We start from the raw sequence: 17125 nt of genomic DNA, 5'->3' as shown, positions 1-17125 counted from the left end.
TCCTTGGAAGACACAGGGGTCGGCCAAGACTAAGGCCAACCGGCAGCGGCCGAATGTAAGTCATCGGCGCGATTGCACGGACGAACCCCGCGCAGCGCCTTGCCGCTCGGGCGGCCCTCCTCAGAAGACGCCGATCAGAGGGTGAATTTCTGGCGCGCCTTGCGCACAAAGTCGTTGGTGTAGGTGCGCGCAAGATCCGCCTTGAGGTCCGCCAGCTCCGCATGGGCCCGCGGCAGCACGCGCAGCGCCGTGGCGGGCCCTTCCTCCGGCATGGCTCCATTGGGAGAATAGGTCTCGCGCACGCGATTGAACGCGGCGAGGTACAGCCCGCGGTCGCCCATCAGGTAGCCCGTGGGCACGGCCTTGGCCAGATCGGCCGGCGCGGCGGTCTGCAGCCACTTGAGCGCGTGCACGATTCCGTTGGCCAGCGCCTGGGCCTGGGCCGGCTGCTTTTGCAGAAACGCCTGGGGCGCGTACAGGCACCCGGCGGGCATGGCGCCGCCAAACGCCTCCTGGGCCGACTTGAGCGAGCGCATGTCGGCAACGATGCGGGTGTCGGCCTTTTGCTCCAGCAGCGTCATGAGCGGGTCGGCGTGGCACAAGGCGTGCACCTGGCCCGAACGCAGGGCGTTCATGGCGCCGACGCCGGAGCCCACGCTGACAAAATTGACCTCACGCGGGCCCAATCCTGCGCGACCCAGGACAAGACTGGCAGCCATGTGGGTGGACGACCCCACGGACGACACGCCGATGCGCCGCCCCTGCAGGTCGCCAAGATCCTTGTAGGCGGGAACGGCCCGCAGGGACACCCCCAGCGCCAGCTGGGGCGCCCGCCCCAGCACCACGAACGAGCGGAAGGCCTGGCCCCGCGCCTGCTGGCGCAGCGTGTGTTCGAACGCTCCGGCGCACACATCGGCCGTGCCGTCCTGCACCGCCTGCAGCGCCAGCGCCCCCGCCGGCAGGTCGCGGATGGTGACGTCCAGCCCCTCGGCGCGGAAGTAGCCCAGCTGGTCCGCCAGCACCAGCGGCAGGTGGTACAGCACGCCCTGCCCGCCCACGGCGATGGTCACGCGGCCCAGCGCGGCTTCGTCCGCCTGGGCCCGCACCAGGGCGGGCGCAAGCACCGCCGCTGCGGACAGGGCGGATACGGAGCCGAAGGCACGGCGGGTCAACAGGGGCGAGCGGGGGAGCATGGAATGGGGCAAAACGGGCAATGCTGCACCGCAACAATCGTGCCGCAGAGCGGGGAAACCCGCATCAGGGTGAATCCCAGCGGGTTTCTACGTACCCAGAGCGGCAGAGCAAGGCGCCCGGACTGCCCGGGCTGTCCGGGCGGGGACGGCCGCCGCTCAGCGGTATCCGATGAAGAGAATGGCAATGTTCACCAGAAAGCCCGCGGCCCACACGGCGCTGCGCACCGTGGGCATGTCGGACACGTACATCAGGATGTAGAAGATGCGCAGCATCACGTACAGCAATGCCAGCATGTCCAGCAGGGTTTGGCCCGCCCCGAGCAGGTGCGCAATGATGACGGCACCGATGAAAAACGGCAGGCCCTCGAAACTGTTGGCCTGGGCGGCATTGGCCCGGGCCCGCCAGTCGGTCTGCCGGGCCATCCAGGCGCGCGGGTCATGGTTGTCGAAACCGCCGTCCTTGCGGGACTTGCCGAAGCTGCCGCTCTTGGCGAGCCAGGCGCAGCCCATGGGCAGCAGTGCCGCGATCAGCACGCACCAGTAAGCCACGGTAAACCTTGCGAGGTGCAGGGTGGTGTTCATATTTTGAGCCTTTTTGGCCTCCAGCGCTTGATGGGTAAGCGCTGGCAGCTATCAATTTGTGAGTTTTCCCGAGGGGCGGCTGCTTGCGTGCCGGCGCGTTAGCGGCGGTCGACCAGCGCATGGGCGATCGTACCCAGGTCCACGTATTCCAGCTCGCTGCCCACCGGCACGCCGCGGGCCAGCCGCGTCACCGGCACGCCCCGCGCCTTCAGCGCCTCGCTGATCACATGGGCCGTGGCTTCTCCCTCCGCGGTGAAGCTGGTGGCCAGAATCACCTCCTGTACCGCGTCCTCGCCAGCCCGCTCCAGCAGCTTCTGGAGACCGATGTCCTTGGGCCCGACACCGTCCAGCGGACTGAGCCGGCCCATCAGCACGAAGTACAGCCCCTTGAACGCCCCGGTGCGCTCCAGCGCCGCCAGGTCGGCCGGGGTCTCCACCACGCACAGCCGGGTGGCGTCGCGCGCGGGATCCAGGCAGGTGCTGCAGACCTCGGCCTCGGTAAAGGTGTGGCAGCGCGCGCAGTGGTGCACCGTCCCCACGGCCTCGTGCAGCGCCCGGGACAACAGCTCCGCCCCCGCGCGGTCATGCTGCAGCAGATGGAACGCCATGCGCTGCGCAGACTTCACCCCCACGCCCGGCAAACGGCGCAGTGCCTGGATTAGAACGTCGAGGGAGTTGGTGGTGGACATGGACGGGGTGGTGAAGGCAAACAGCTTGGGAGAAGGGGGCGGCGGAGCCGGGCGTCGACAAGCTCCGCCCGCACGGACTTACGAAGAACCACGGGAATATGCCCTGCTGTCAGCCCCCATCCTCCAGGGCGTAGCGAGCGGGATCAGCTGCCAGGCGGACGGAGCACAGGAACCGGAACGTACTTCCTGTACGTGAGGATTCCGGGCACCGCCCAACGACGCAGATGACCCGCGCAGTAGCCAGCCCTCAGAAAGGGAACTTCATGCCGCCGGGGAGGCCTGGCATCCCCGCCGTGAGCTTGCCCATCTTCTCGGCCGACGTTTCCTCGGCCTTGCGCACGGCGGCATTGAAGGCCGCCGCCACCAGGTCTTCCAGCATGTCCTTGTCGTCGGCCAGCAGGCTGGGGTCGATGGTGACGCGCTTGACGTCGTGCTTACAGGTCATCAGCACCTTGACCAGGCCCGCGCCCGACTCGCCTTCCACTTCGATGAGTGCCAGCTCGTCCTGCGCCTTCTTCAGGTTGTCCTGCATCGCCTGGGCTTGCTTCATCAGGCCGGCGAGTTGTCCTTTGTTGAACATGGTGTGTTTCCTTTGCTTTCTTGCTTTCTGGTGGATCGGTTCCCACAACGGGGTTGAATTCGGTCTTTGCGGTATTCGCGTTCACGTCACGCCACATCACGCCACATCACGCTATTGTGCGCAACGCCAGCAACCTTCAAAACGGGCGCGCCCAAATCCCGGGGGCCCTCCCGCACAGCGATAGAGGGGGAAGGCGCCAAAGGCGACTCAGGGGGAGCTTTATACCGGTTTAATGCTGCCCGGCACGATTCTGGCGCCGTAGTCGCGCACCAGGGACTGCACGTAGGGATCGTTGTTCACGATTTCCTCCGCCCGCCGCTGCCGCTCGGCTGCAGCGGCCGCATTGCGCCGCGCCGGGCTGTCGATGACCACGCCCACTTCCACGCTGATCTGGGTGGCATGGCCCGCCGCCTCCAGCGCGGTGCGCAGGCGTTCGCGCGCCGTGGGCTGGTTCAGGGACTCGCGCTCCACGCGCAGCAGCCAGTGCCCGCCGTCGCGCGCCACCAGCTGCGACTGCAGGGCCAGCTCGCGCACCAGGGCGGTGATGGCCTCGGCCGCCACGAGCTGCTGCACCGTGGCATGCCAGACATCGCCCTCGGGGGTGGGCGTGTAGCGTGCGGACACCGGCGCCGGAGACGACAGCGGCAGGGGCTGCAGCCGCTCCCCGGGCTCGGGCACCTCACGCACCGGGATTGCTACAAACTGAGGAGCACCCGGCGCTTTCTGGGCGGGCTCTGCGTGCTGATTTTGCTGCGAAAGGTCGTCCACCGTCCGCACCGGCAGCGCCGTGGCACCGGCGGCCGCTGGCGCCGCGGGAGACCGGTCATCGGGCTCCTCCGGTCCGGGCCAGGGGGGCGGCTCGGAGTCGCCAACCGCCTCGGCGGGCGGCGGCGACACGGCAGGCGCGGCCACTGCGGCTGGCGCTGGTGCCAAAGCGGCAGGAGGGACCGCCGCGGGCGGCACCGTTGCGCCCGGCGCGGGCATGCGCGTCCCTGCAGACGCGGGCGCAGCCGCCGCGGACCCGGGTTCAGGCCGCGTCAGAGTTTTTTTTTCAGCCGGGGCGCTGGAGGGGTCTTGAGGCTTGAAAGCCAGCAGCCGCAGCAGCACCATGGTCAGCGCGGCATATTCGTCGGGCGCCAGGCCCAGTTCGCCGCGCCCGTGCAGGCACAGGCTGTAGAGCAGCTGGGTTTCGTCGGCAGGCATCAGGCCGGCCAAGCGGGCGGTCTCGGCGGCCTCGGGGTCATCGGCATCCACCGCGCCTGCCATCTGCGGCACGGCCTGGAACACGGCCATGCGCTGCAGCACGGCACTCATCTCTTCCAGCGTGGACGCGGCCGACAGGCCGTTCATGCGCAGCGCGTCCGAAGTCTCCACCACGGTCTTGCCATCGCCCTGGGCGAGCGCATCGATGAGGCGGAACACGTACGAGCGGTCCACCGCGCCCAGCATCTGCCGCACGCCGGCTTCCTGCAGCTGGCCGCTGCCAAAGGCAATGGCCTGGTCGGTGAGCGACAGCGCGTCGCGCATGGAGCCGCGCGCCGCCCGGGCCAGCAGGCGCAGGGCCTGGGGCTCGGCAGGCACGTTCTCCTGGGCCAGCACGCGGGTCAGGTGCTCCAGCACGGTCTCGGGCGCCATGGGCCGCAGGTTGAACTGCAGACAGCGCGACAGAACGGTGACCGGCACCTTCTGCGGATCGGTGGTGGCCAGCACGAACTTGAGGTACTCCGGCGGCTCCTCCAGCGTCTTGAGCATGGCGTTGAACGCCGTGTTCGTGAGCATGTGCACTTCGTCGATCATGAAGACCTTGAAGCGGCCCTGCACCGGCTTGTACACCGCCTGCTCCAGCAGGCTTTGCACCTCGTCCACACCGCGGTTGGAGGCCGCGTCCAGCTCGGTGTAGTCCACGAAGCGGCCGCTGTCGATGTCGGTGCAGGCCTGGCACACGCCGCAGGGCGTGGCGGTGATGCCGCCGTTGCCATCGGGCCCCTGGCAGTTCAGCGACTTGGCCAGGATGCGCGACACCGTGGTCTTGCCCACGCCGCGGGTGCCGGTGAACAGGTAGGCATGGTGCAGCCGCTGCTGCGTGAGCGCGTTGGACAGCGCCTGCACCACATGCTCCTGCCCCACCATTTCGGTGAAATTGCGGGGGCGGTACTTGCGGGCGAGCACGAGGTAGGACATGGACGTGATTCTATGTTGCGCCCGCGCCCGCTCGCCTGCGGCTTCAGGCAGCTTTCAGGATCGGGAACCATCATGTTTCCTTTACCTGGAACAGAAATGACACCTCGACTCCCTTCCTCGCGCTTCAACGGCTGGTCCATTGCCCTGCACTGGCTCATGGCGGCGCTACTCGTGGCCACAGCAGCCACCATGGAACTGCGGGGCATGTACCCCAAGGGCAGCGACGCCCGCGAGCTCATGAAAACGGCCCACTACACCCTGGGCGTGGCGGTGTTCGCGCTGGTGTGGCTGCGCCTGCTGGCACGCGCGCTGCAGGCGACCCCGCCGATCACGCCCGCGCCGCCCGCGTGGCAGTCCGGGATGGGCCGCGCCATGCATGGAGCGCTCTACGCCCTGATGATCGGGTTGCCCTTGCTGGGCTGGCTGGCGCTGAGCGCCAAAGGCACGCCCGTCGGCTTGCTCGGCGGCCTGCAGTTGCCGTCCGTCCTGGCGGAGAACCCCGACACCTCGCACTGGCTCAAGGAAATCCACGAAGCAGGAGCCACCGCAGGCTACGTGCTGGTGGCGCTGCACGCTGCTGCGGCACTGCTGCACCACTATGTGGTGCGCGACAACACACTGCTGCGCATGCTGCCCGGCCGGCGCTGAGTTGGCCTGGCTGCAGACCCCATGATGGCTCGGATTCACGAGGGTTATGCCGGCCGCACCTGGGCTATGGCTTACAATTGGCGGTGACGGGCCTCCCCGCATGGTGAAGCGGCCAACCGGGTCAGGTGGGGAACCAAGCAGCCCTAACTGTGGAGCCAGTGCCGGGGGTAAGGCTCGTCAACTTTCTTTTCTTGCGAGCGCGACTCACGCCCACGGCGGCTGACGCGCCTGCGGGCACATCGCCCCAACCCTCCCCCTCCCATCAGCATTCCCTGCACGGCCGCACTGGCGGCCGCCGGCACGGCTGTCAGTGCGTTCCCACGCCATGTTGAGGTTTTGAGCCGCTTGGCACCGGCGGCACGGCGGGCACACTTTGTTGCAGCCCCACTGCCCCTTCCTGTTGCCGGTGCCGCCATGCCCCAGCCCCTGTCCTTCCGATTGGTTTGCTGTTCCCGCCGCTCGCCGCTGGGGCTCGGCTGCCTGGCCCTGGCGGCCGGTGCGGCGTGGGCCGAGGAGGCTCCGCTGGCCGAGGATGCAAAGGTCGCCCTGCAGCACGAAACCGCCGCCCTCGGCGCCGCGCAGAACGTCGAGATCAACAGCCGCATCCTGCCCATGGCGGCGGACTCCGCGCCAGCGGCCCATGGGGTGCCGCCGGGCTATGCGGGTAGCGGTGCCACCCAGACCCAGCACCTCGACATCACACGCTGGCTGACGCCCGCGTCCTCCGGCGCGTGGGGCCAGTTCGGCCTGTCCCTGGGGGTGAGTGCCCCCAGCCCCGGCGCCGCCGCGCCCGCACTCGCGCCAGGCAGCGGCTCCCCCGCCAGCCTGGATCTGGGCATGCGCTGGCGATCGCGCCTGGACAATGGCCGCCACCTGGACATCGCAGCCTGGGCCCAGGCCCCGCAGTGGGGCCAGCCGCAGGATGCGATGAACCTGATCTGGCAATCGCAGCAGCCGGCGTACGGCACGCGGGTGGAGATGCAATGGGCGTCGTCGCGCACCCGGGGCCTGGTGCCCGAGTTTGGCGCCATTGGCGTGCAGCTACAGGGCGGATCGCGCCTGGTGCTGCGGGCGCGCAAAGGGGGGCCGATGCTGTACTACCGGGCGAAGTTTTGAAGCCCCCCTGAGCCGCTGCGCGGCTTCCCCCGCAGGGGGACGCCTCCAGGGGACCGGCAAGGCGGGATCCACGGAGGCCCGGCGTGGAATGCGCCAGTTGCGGGCGCCGCACACACCCGGAGAACCGATGGCCTGTTCAATCTCCGCTGCGACGCAGCCAGCGGAGCGCGCCTTCTCCCGCCACGCGCCCGCTGGCCATGCTGGCCGTGAGCAGGTAGCCCCCGGTCGGCGCCTCCCAGTCCAGCATTTCGCCCGCGCAGAACACGCCCGGCACGGCGGTCGCCATGAGGTGGGCGTCCAGCGCCTCCAGCGCCACGCCGCCGGCGGTGCTGATGGCTTCGTCCAGCGGGCGGGCTGCCACCACGGTGATGGGCAGCGCCTTGATGGCCTGGGCCAGTGCCACCGGGTCGTTCATGCCGTCCTTGCCCAGGTGTTCGTACAGCACGCCGGCCTTGATGCCGTCCAGGCCCAGCCGGCCCTTGAGGTGGCTGGACAGCGAGCGCGAGCCGCGGGGGTGGCGCACTTCCACCAGCACACGCTCGGGCGTGTGGTCTGGCAGCAGGTCCAGGTGGAACGTGGCGTGCCCATGTGCTTCGATCTCGTCGCGCAGCAGGTGCGACACGGCGTAGACCAGGCTGCCTTCCACGCCCGTGGCCGTGGCCACGAATTCGCCGCGGCGGTGGAAGGCGCACCCCTGGCTGTCGGTGAAGGACAGCGCCACGGTCTTGAACGGCTGGCCGGCAAAACGCTGGGCGAAATGCGGCGTCCAGCCGACGGCCGGTGCCGGCGACTGCCCCAGGAGCTCCTGCAGGAAGGCGCGGCGCGTCTCCCCAGCGGGCGCCTGCGCACACAGCACGTCGAACCCGCAGTTGGCGGGCCGCAGGGGTGCGATGGCAATGCCGCGCTCGGCCAGCAGGGGCACCCAGGCCCCGTCCGAGCCCAGGCGCGACCAGCTGCCGCCCCCCAGCGCCAGCACCGTGGCGCGGGCAGGCACCCGCACCTCGCCCGCGGGGGACTGGAACCGCAGCGCGCCGTCGCCCGCCCAGCCCAGCCAGCGGTGCCGCATATGAAAGGCCACGCCCTGCCCGCGCAGGCGCTGCAGCCAGGCGCGCAGCAGCGGCGCAGCCTTCATGTCGGCGGGGAAGACGCGGCCCGACGTGCCCACGAAGGTCTCGACGCCCAGGCCCTGGGCCCAGGCCCGGATTTCCGGGCCGCCAAACGCCGTGAGCCACGGGGCCACCTGCGCCTGCCGCACGCCATAGCGCTCGGCAAAGGGCGCGAGGGGCTCCGAGTGCGTGAGGTTCAGTCCCCCCTTGCCCGCCAGCAGGAACTTGCGCCCCACCGAGGGCATGGCATCAAAAAGATGCACCGCCACCCCCGCCTGCGCCAGCACCTCGGCAGCCATCAGCCCGGCCGGGCCGCCGCCGATGATGGCCACGTCGCAGGACGCGGCAGGAACGGTGGGCAGTGCGGATGAGGGGGCTGAGGACACGGGGAGAACCTTGTAAATGAGGGGCGACGGAGAGAGGCGAAACGGGAGTGGCCCGCTCAGAACAGCGAGCCCTGCCGCGGCGGGGCGGCATCCGCCACGGAGGAGGCCGGTGCGGGCGAGCGGGCACGGGTCGACGCCGGCTGCACCCCCTGCGCCAGGGCGCCGGGGGCGGGAGTATGCCCCAGCCCGGGCGGCACCGCGCCGTCCACCGGCACCAGGCGCCCGTCGCCGGTGAGGAAGGCGGCATGCACCGCCTCGCCCGGCATCAGGGCCGCCACTGCCTCACGGTAGCGCTGCAGCTGCGCCACCAGGGCCTGCTGGCGCTGGGGCTGCGTGGCGCTTTTGTAGTCCAGCACCCACCAGCCCGCCAAGGCATCGCCGGCCTGCACGGCGCGGCGCTGTACCAGCCGGTCGATGCGCAAGCTCTGGCCCTGGTAGTGCAGCGGGGCTTCGTTGATCGCGGTCTGGACCAGCGCCGGGTCCCACGCCCAGGCGCCCTCGCCCGCCAGAATGGCCTGCGCCATCCGGGCCGCCTGCTCGGCGGCGGCGGGCGTGATGTCGTGGTCGGCGGCCAGGCGGGCCAGGCGCGCGGCGGGCCAGCCGTGCGCGCGCGCATCGGCCAGCGGGGCACCAGCCACGCCCGCCTGCTCCAGCAGCTGGTGCATGGCATCGCCCTGGCGCGAGAGCGGAGTCGATTCCGCATCGCCCGGCATGGCCACGGGCGCGTCGCCCGCCAGCCCGGCGGCGGTGTGCACGCGGGCGGTTTGCAGCGCCTCGGGCAGCGCGGGCAGGCTGGGGATGGTGAAGGTCGCGGCGGGAACGGCGGCTTCTGCGCCGTGCTCTGCCGGGGCCAGGGCTTGCAGATCAACCTCCGTGACCAGCGGGGCGAGCCGGTTCCACCAGCTGCCGGGGGCCGGGTTGCCGGGTTGCACCGACGACAGCGCCAGGCAGTGCTTGGCGCGCGTCATGGCCACGTAGAGCATGTTCAGCTCCTCGCGGCTGCGGGCCTGCTGCTCGGCGGCCAGCGTGGCCTCGGCGCTGGGCGGCGGGTTGGATTCGCTGGCCAGAAAGATGAAAGCCGAGGGCGCGGGCTGCTCGCCGGGCCAGTCCACCAGCACGCCCATGGTTTCAGCCTTTTGCGGGCGGGTGTCGGTGTCCAGCAGCAGCACGCAGTCGGCCTCCAGACCCTTGGCACCGTGCACCGTCAGCAGGCGGATCGCCTGCGCATCGGCCCGACCGGGGGCGCGCACGCCGCCCTTCTTCATGGCGCGCACAAACGCATAGGGCGTGAGGTAGCGCCCCCCGTCGTGTTGCAGCGCGGCGGCCAGCAGCGCGCGCAGGTTGGCCTGCACGGCCTGGCGCTGCGTGACGGGCGCGGCAGCGGCAAAGCGGGCCAGCACGTCGCCCTGCTCATAGATGGCGTGCAGCGCATCGTGCGGCGGCAGGCGCTGCACCCAGCCCTGGTATTGAACCAAAACAGGCCCCAGCGCTTGTAAATCAGGCGCGAGCAGCTCACTTTTCAATAGCAAATCAAACCAGCTGCAGCCCGCATGCTCAGGCTGGCGGCGCAGCACGGCCAGCGCCACCAGGGCGTCATCGCCCAAACCAAACAACGGCGACTTGAGCGCGCGCGCCAGCGACAGGTCGTGCGTGGGCGAGACCAGCGCATCGAGCAGCGCCACCATGTCCTGCACCTCAGGCGCGTCGAACAGGTCCGACTTTTCGGGCTGCACGCAGGGCAGGTGCAGGGCGCGCAGGGCCTCTTGCATGGTGGCCAGGCGGTCGCGTTTGCGGGCCATCACCAGCACCTCTTTGGGCGGGGTGCCGCTGGCGATCTGCGCGGCCACCCAGGCGGCGGCCTGCGTGCATTCGCGCATGCGCTGGGTTTCTTCGGCTTCGTGGCGGGGTTCGGTCAGGCTGTCGCGCCAGGCCAGCGGGTCGCGGGCGGTGCTACCTCCATCGCCCGCATCGTCGTCATCGGTGATGGCGGGCAGGCGCAGCAACTGGCCCGTGTGTTTCGATTCAGTGGTGTGGTCACGGAAGCCTGTGGTCTCGTGCTGCGCCTGGGCCTGCCCCATGACGGCGTTGACGGCGGCAATCACACCCTGCGCGTTGCGGCGCGTGTGGTCGCAGCTCAAGAGGTCACCACCCAGGCCATCGCGCACAAAGGCCTGCGCGGCAATGAACACCTGCGGCTCAGCCCGGCGAAAACGGTAGATGCTCTGCTTGGGGTCGCCCACGATGAACACGCTGGGCGCAGCCGACCCGCCGCCCGAGCCCGCATAGCCCGCCAGCCACGCATGCAGCGCCTGCCACTGCAGCGGGTTGGTGTCCTGAAACTCATCGACCAGCAGGTGGCGGATGCGCGCATCCAGACGCTCCTGCACCCAGCCGGAGAGGACGGGGTCGGCCAGCATGACCAGGGCCGTGCGTTCCACATCGTTCATGTCCACCCAGCCGTGCTGCTGCTTGACGGCGGCAAACTGCCCGATCAGGCAGCGCGCCAGCCGGGCCATGCGCTGCTGGTGCTGCCAGGCCTCGTGCTGGCGGCGGGCCGTGAGCAGGCGCTGCAGCTCGGGCTCGGCATCCTGCGCGGCGGGGCACTTCTCCAGGTTCTTCGACAGGCGGTCTTCCTTGGCGACGAACAGGGCTTTGCGCAGCATGTCCAGGCGCTGGTTCAGGTCAGCGCAGGCCAGCGCGTCGATGATGGCGTCCGCCGCCTTTTGCGGGGTCTTGTTGGGCTCGGCCCCCAAAGCGCTGGCACGGCTGCGCCAGCGTTGCAACGCGGCGTCGGTCTGCAGGGCCTCGGCGGGCTCGGCCAACGCAGCCAGTTCGGGGTACGCCTGCTGGAAGGGCGGCACCGAGGCATCGACCACGCCTTCCGCATCGGCCAGGTCAAACTCCACCCGCTTGGCCAGTGCCGCTGCCAGCGCCTTGTGCGTTTGCGAGCGGCCATGGCGGGCCACCACGGCTTCGTAGTCGGCACGCAGGCTGGCGCTCTCGGCCACGGCCTGCAGGAACGGCGGCCAGACTTCGCGCACCGCCTCGGCATCGTCTTCGAGCAGCTCAAAGTGCGCGGGCAGGCCTTGCTGCTGCAGCAGCGCCAGCGGGGCGGTGCCCAGCAGCGCGGCAAACCAGCTGTGAAAGGTGCGGATCTGCACCGGACGCCCCGCCTCCAGCAGCTGGCGGTATAAATTTTGTAGCGCCTCGCGCTTGTCCAGAGCGCCTTGGGGGCTGATTCCGCGTGCAATCAGCTCGGCGGTGAGTTCCTCCAGCGGCTTGTGGCTGAACTGCTCCAGCCACTCTTGCAGGCGCTGGCGCATCTCGCCCGCGGCCTTTTTGGTGAAGGTGATGGCCAGGATTTCGTGCGGCGCGCAGCCGTCCAGCAGCGCCCGCAGCATGCGCGAAACCAGCATCCAGGTCTTGCCCGCGCCCGCGCAGGCTTCCACCGCCACGCTGCGGGCCGGGTCGCAGGCAATGGCGTAGAAGGCCTCGCGGGAGACGGTGCGGCCGTTGTGCTCGTAGGCGGCCTGCATGGGTTGGGAAAGGCTCTCGGTCATGGCATCTCTGGCGCGGGCAACGCCTGCTCGGCATCTGCCCAGTAGTCTTTGCGGCACAGGCCGCGCACGGCGCAGAACTCGCACACCGAGCCCTCGCCCAGCGCGGGCAGCGGTGCACCGGCAGCAATGCGGGCCATGTCGTGCTGGATGCCTTCGACCAGCACGTCGCGCAGGTGCACCACCTCGTCCTGTTCATGCAGTTGCGTCTCGCCGCGCTCCCCCACGTTGACGTAGGCGGCGCGCAGCGTGTCGTGGTGCAGCAGGGCGGCGTAGAAGGGCAATTGCGTGTCTTCCGCACCGCTCTTGACGCGCTGGCGGGTGACGCTGTCGCTTTCGGTTTTGTAGTCAATCACCAGCACCGTAGGCTCGCCGGTGCTGGAGACCCCGTCGATGCGGTCGATGGTGCCGATCAGCTCCAGGTCGCCCAGCGGCTGGCGGGCCTTGACCTCGGCCTGCCGGAAGGTCGCGCCCTGCTGCTCGTGCCCGGCCAGCCAGTGCAGGTAGCCGTCGCGCAGCTGCGCCCAGCCTGCGGCATAGGGCAAAAAGTCGCCGTCCTGCAGGCGCTGCTCGCGCGTGACGGCCTCGGCGGCGGCATCCATGCGGGCGCTGCGCTCGCCCGCGTCGTCCGTGGGCTGATCGCGCAGGTCTTCGTGAAAGCGCTGCAGCACCGCGTGCAGCCAGTTGCCAAAGTCGCGCTTGTCCACTTCGGCGTCCAGCTCATCAGCCTCGCGCAGGCCGAGCTGGCGCTGGGCAAAGAAGCGGTAGGGGCAGTGGCGCAGGTCGGAATAGGCGGTGGACGAGAGTTGCAGCACGGGCAGGGCCTGGCCCACGGGCAAGGGGCGCAGCGTGGGCGCGGCCTGCACCGTGCGGGGCGGGCGGGCGTCGGTGCCCTGGGCCGCGTCGCCTTGCAGTTGCAGGGCCAGCACCAGGGCACTGGCCAGCAGCGGCTCCCCGCCCTCATCGCTGGTGCGCCACAGCACGTCCACCACGGGCGTGCGCAGGGCGTTGGCCCAGGCGGCGCGCTGGGCGGCCTCCAGCGTCTGCCGCGTGGGCAGGCCCCAGGCCTCGCGCTGGGCCTGCGACCAGTCGCCCGAGGGCTCGGGCGCAGGCTGCAGGCGCTTTTCATCGCTGCCCGGCAGCACGGCGGCGGCAAACGGGCGGCCCAGCAACTGGGGCATGGGCAACACCACCACGGGCGCGTCGGCGGATTGGGACGCCACGTAGCGCCCGGCCTCCAGCACGTCCTTCACCCAGCGCGTGAATTCGGCCAGCGCCATGCGGCGGCCGGCGCTCTCGCCCCAGCCCGCCAGCTCGGCCTGCTGGCCGTCTTGCAGGCGCAGTGCGGCCAGCACGCGCATGCCCGCCGGGTCGGCCTGCAGGCCTTGCCACTGGCCCGCCTGCTCCAGCACGGAGCGCAGCGCCGTCAGCCACTGCGGCAGCGGCCGTGCGGCGCGCAGGGCGTCGCGCCAGCCCTCCACCGTGGCCACGGTGCGGGCCAGGGCGGGCTGGGTGCTGACATCACGCGCGGCGGCGGCGCTCCACTGCGGCACCACGTTGCGGCGCAGCCATTGCTCCAGGCGGTTGACGTCGCCCGGAGTCAAGGCGGGGGTGTGCTTGAGCCAGTCCAGCACCACGTTGGACGATGCGTTCCACGCAGCCGCTTCCAGCGCGGCCATCAGGCGCGCGGCCGAACGGGTGGTGGAGAGAATCCAGCCGCTTTCATCGCGCACCAGCACGCCCTGGCTGTCCAGGTGGGCCAGCACGCGGCGGACCAGGGCCCGGTCGGTGGCCGCCAGCGCCACCGGGATGCGGCCCTGCTCGACGTGGCGCAGCACACACGCAGCGGCGCGGTGGGCTTCGTCCTCGGCATCCGCCGCCGCATGCAGTGCAACGTGGGACGGGGCCGGCGCGAAGACATCGCCCGGCTCGGCCTGCCACAGCGCCACGCAGCAGGCGCTGGCGCCCCAGTGCTGCACCAGGGCGCGGTTGAAAGCATCGGACTGGAAGCCCTCCAGCACCACCAGCGCGTCCACCGCGGCACGCACGCCGGGCTCGAACAGCACATCGGTGGCATGGCGCGAGGCCAGCACCCATTCCAGCGCCAGGCGGGCCACCAGGGCTTCGTAGTGCAGCGCACTGCCCGCCTCGGCCGCGGGCAGCAAGGCGCGGGCGGCATCGCCCCAGGCGGCGCGCCGCTCGGGCGGCACCGCCGCCACCACCGGGGCCAGCTGGGCCGCGGCCTCCTGCAGCGGCGTGGCCAGCACATCGCGCTGGGCGCCCTGCCCCACGCGCTCCAGCAAGGCGCGCGCAGTGAGCGTGTCGCGCGCCACGTCGCCGGCAAAGTCGTCGCCGGCGGGCTCAAACCCTTGCAGCTGGGCAGCCCAGTTGCGCGTGGTTTCAAAACGCGGTGCAAACCCCTGCGGAAACTGCTGCGCCCAAAAGCGTTGTGCCCAGGGCATGAGCTGGGCGTAGGGCACCAGCACCACGGTGCGCGCAAGGTGGGCCTGCAGCGCCCCGGCGTGGGCCGCCACCTGCGCCAGGGCACGTTGCCACACTGCGGCGCACGGCGCGCTGTACTGATCGCTTTTCGCTATGACTGTCATAGCACCGCGCGGCCCGGCCACACCGGTGAACGTGGGATTGGTTTCTGTCACAATGCCTGCACTTTAAACGTACACCGGTTGCAACCCGCTGAAAAACAAGGAATCCCGCCATGGCCAGCGAACTCATCAAACATGTCTCCGACGCCAGCTTCGAAGCCGACGTGCTGCAACCCGGCACCGCAGTGCTGGTGGACTACTGGGCCGAATGGTGCGGCCCCTGCAAGATGATTGCCCCCATCCTGGATGAAGTGGCGGGCACGTACCAGGGCAAGTTGCAGATCGCCAAGATGAATGTGGACGAGAACCGTGAGATCCCTGCCAAGTTCGGCATCCGCGGCATTCCCACGCTGATGCTGTTCAAGAACGGCCAGCTGGCCGCCACCAAGGTGGGCGCCATGAGCAAGGCGCAGCTGACGGCCTTCATCGACCAGCAGCTGGCCTGATTGCCCGCCCAAGCCGTCCGCACCCCGCACCTGCACACCGCGTGCAGGTCTGTGGCGGGGTAGGCGGCACCCCACCGAAAGCGGCTTGGCAAGCCCGCCGCATTTTTTTCCTGTCATAATTCCTGCCGATCACCGGCCCGCACGATTGGCGGCCGGGCCAAGATCCCTGGCATGCCGGGCCTGCAAACAGCAGCCCTCGCGGCATCAGCCCTTCCCCCCCAAAGATTCATACCCGCTCCGCCAAGGAGTCTTTCCATGCACTTAAACGAACTCAAGGCACTGCACGTGTCTGAAGTCCTGAAGCAGGCCGAAGAACTCGAAATCGAAAACACGGGCCGCATGCGCAAGCAGGAGTTGATGTTTGCCATCATCAAGAAGCGCGCGAAAGCGGGTGAACAGGTGTTTGCCGACGGCGTGCTGGAAATCCTGCCCGACGGTTTCGGGTTCTTGCGCAGCCCCGACACCAGCTTTACCGCCAGCACGGACGACATCTACATCAGCCCCAGCCAGGTGCGGCGCTTCAACCTGCACACGGGCGACATGATCGAAGGCGAAGTGCGCACGCCCAAGGACGGCGAACGCTACTTTGCCCTGACCAAGCTGGACAAGGTCAACGGCGGCCCGCCCGAGCAGAACAAGCACAAGGTGATGTTCGAAAACCTCACGCCCCTGTTCCCCAAGGAGCAGATGCGGCTGGAGCGCGACATCAAGGGCGACGAGAACATCACGGGCCGCATCATCGACATCATCGCCCCCATCGGCCGCGGCCAGCGCGCGCTGATCGTGGCCCCGCCCAAGAGCGGCAAGACGGTGATGATGCAGCACATCGCCCACGCCATCACGGCCAACAACCCCGACGTGCACCTGATGGTGCTGCTGGTGGACGAGCGCCCTGAAGAAGTGACGGAAATGCAGCGCACGGTGAAGGGCGACATCATCGCCTCCACCTTCGACGAGCCCGCCGCCCGCCACGTGCACGTGGCCGAGATGGTGATCGAGCGCGCCAAGCGCCTGGTGGAGCTGAAGAAGGACGTGGTGATCCTGCTGGACTCCATCACCCGCCTGGCCCGCGCCTACAACAACGTGGTGCCCTCCAGCGGCAAGGTGCTGTCCGGCGGTGTGGACGCTGCCGCACTGCAACGCCCCAAGCGCTTCTTCGGCGCGGCCCGCAAGGTGGAAGAAGGTGGCTCGCTCACCATCATCGCGACCGCACTGGTGGACACCGGCAGCCGCATGGACGAAGTGATCTTTGAAGAATTCAAGGGCACGGGCAACTGCGAAATCCACCTGAACCGCCGCCTGTACGAAAAGCGCGTGTTCCCCGCCATCGAACTCAACAAGAGCGGCACCCGCCGCGAAGAGCTGCTGCTGGCGCCCGAGATCCTGCAAAAGACCCGCATCCTGCGCCAGTTCATGTACAACATGGACGAGATCGAATCCATGGAACTCATGATCAAGAACATGAAGGCCACCAAGACCAATGTGGACTTCTTTGACATGATGAGAAGGGGTGGGTGACATCCCCCTGGGGCGCTTGGCGCCTCGGTGCGTCCGCCAGAGAGGCCCTTGCGCGGCGGTTCCAGCCTGGGCCGGGACGGTTGCTAAAAACCCTGGCAAACCCAAAATTGAAGAAATCGCCGTCTGTGCAATAATCGAGGGCTTTTTCTTGCGGAAAGTACATCGGACTGGCCGGTGCGGCTCCCGCAGTTGACTCAAAGGAAGATCATGAAAGAAGGCATTCACCCCAACTACCGCGAAGTTCTGTTCGTGGACCTGTCCAACGGTTTCAAGTTCGTCACCCGTTCGTGCGTGAACACCAAGGAAACCGAGACCTTCGAAGGCAAGGAATACCCGCTGTTCAAGCTGGATACCTCTTCTGAATCGCACCCTTTCTACACTGGCACGCAAAAGTCCGTGGACAACATGGGTGGCCGTGTGGAGCGCTTCCGCAACCGTTTCGGCAAGACCGCAGCGAAGTAATTCGCCTTCTGCGATCGCGCCACAAGGGCAGCCCGGGCAACCGGGCTGCCCTTTTGTT

Annotated in this window: 13 protein-coding genes and 1 other RNA gene; 6 read left to right on the top strand and 8 right to left on the bottom strand. The window is 69.1% G+C overall.

The features are described from left to right. Positions 1-134: 134 nt before the first annotated feature. From LWW96_RS06360 to dnaX, 5 genes are all read right to left on the bottom strand, one after another. On the bottom strand, positions 135-1193 hold the full coding sequence (locus LWW96_RS06360; protein WP_291485144.1) for an ABC transporter substrate-binding protein: 1059 nt from the start codon (positions 1191-1193) through the stop codon (positions 135-137). A gap of 156 nt (positions 1194-1349) precedes the next feature. After that, positions 1350-1775, bottom strand: a complete 426-nt coding sequence (locus LWW96_RS06355; protein ID WP_291485142.1) for an MAPEG family protein — start codon at positions 1773-1775, stop codon at positions 1350-1352. A 98-nt stretch (positions 1776-1873) separates the two neighbouring features. Then, the gene (gene recR / locus LWW96_RS06350) at positions 1874-2464 is read right to left on the bottom strand and encodes a recombination mediator RecR (RefSeq protein ID WP_291485140.1); all 591 of its coding nucleotides are present in this window, start codon (positions 2462-2464) and stop codon (positions 1874-1876) included. A 247-nt stretch (positions 2465-2711) separates the two neighbouring features. Further along, the gene (locus LWW96_RS06345) at positions 2712-3044 is read right to left on the bottom strand and encodes a YbaB/EbfC family nucleoid-associated protein (protein WP_291485138.1); all 333 of its coding nucleotides are present in this window, start codon (positions 3042-3044) and stop codon (positions 2712-2714) included. 219 nt (positions 3045-3263) lie between these two features. Further along, complete coding sequence (gene dnaX / locus LWW96_RS06340; protein WP_291485135.1) at positions 3264-5225, bottom strand: DNA polymerase III subunit gamma/tau; 1962 nt, start codon at positions 5223-5225, stop codon at positions 3264-3266. A 96-nt stretch (positions 5226-5321) separates the two neighbouring features. Here dnaX and LWW96_RS06335 point away from each other — a divergent pair, with 96 nt between their 5' ends. The 3 genes from LWW96_RS06335 (at position 5322) to LWW96_RS06325 (ending at position 6989) form a co-directional block, all read left to right on the top strand. Then, complete coding sequence (locus tag LWW96_RS06335; protein WP_291485133.1) at positions 5322-5873, top strand: cytochrome b/b6 domain-containing protein; 552 nt, start codon at positions 5322-5324, stop codon at positions 5871-5873. A gap of 85 nt (positions 5874-5958) precedes the next feature. Further along, an RNA gene (ffs, locus tag LWW96_RS06330) (signal recognition particle sRNA small type) lies at positions 5959-6055 on the top strand. Between the two features lie 232 nt (positions 6056-6287). Continuing rightward, entirely contained in the window at positions 6288-6989 is a 702-nt protein-coding gene (locus tag LWW96_RS06325) for a hypothetical protein (RefSeq protein WP_291485131.1), read from the top strand. Between the two features lie 136 nt (positions 6990-7125). Here the strand turns inward: LWW96_RS06325 and LWW96_RS06320 are convergent, their stop codons facing one another. Genes LWW96_RS06320 through LWW96_RS06310 form a run of 3 tightly spaced genes read right to left on the bottom strand, consistent with a single transcriptional unit; the run spans position 7126 to position 14644 of the window. Further along, positions 7126-8481, bottom strand: coding sequence for a TIGR03862 family flavoprotein (locus LWW96_RS06320; protein ID WP_291485129.1), 1356 nt, complete (start codon positions 8479-8481; stop codon positions 7126-7128). A 56-nt stretch (positions 8482-8537) separates the two neighbouring features. Beyond that, a complete protein-coding gene (locus tag LWW96_RS06315; RefSeq protein WP_291485127.1) occupies positions 8538-12041 on the bottom strand; it encodes a UvrD-helicase domain-containing protein in 3504 nt (1167 codons plus the stop codon). Next, a complete protein-coding gene (locus tag LWW96_RS06310) occupies positions 12038-14644 on the bottom strand; it encodes a PD-(D/E)XK nuclease family protein (RefSeq protein ID WP_291485125.1) in 2607 nt (868 codons plus the stop codon). Before LWW96_RS06310 ends, LWW96_RS06315 begins: the two co-directional genes overlap by 4 nt. A 110-nt stretch (positions 14645-14754) precedes the next feature. On the opposite strand from LWW96_RS06310, the gene trxA reads away from it, so the two are divergent. From trxA to LWW96_RS06295, 3 genes are all read left to right on the top strand, one after another. After that, positions 14755-15087, top strand: a complete 333-nt coding sequence (trxA, locus tag LWW96_RS06305) for a thioredoxin TrxA (RefSeq protein WP_291485123.1) — start codon at positions 14755-14757, stop codon at positions 15085-15087. Positions 15088-15342: 255 nt separating this feature from the next. Continuing rightward, entirely contained in the window at positions 15343-16605 is a 1263-nt protein-coding gene (gene rho / locus LWW96_RS06300) for a transcription termination factor Rho (protein WP_291485121.1), read from the top strand. Positions 16606-16812: 207 nt separating this feature from the next. Beyond that, entirely contained in the window at positions 16813-17067 is a 255-nt protein-coding gene (locus LWW96_RS06295) for a type B 50S ribosomal protein L31 (RefSeq protein ID WP_044396829.1), read from the top strand. The last annotated feature ends 58 nt before the right edge of the window (positions 17068-17125 follow it).

The organism is Acidovorax sp. (assembly GCF_021287135.1).
Classification (GTDB): domain Bacteria; phylum Pseudomonadota; class Gammaproteobacteria; order Burkholderiales; family Burkholderiaceae_C; genus Acidovorax.
This window is presented reverse-complemented; position numbering and strand designations above follow the sequence as displayed.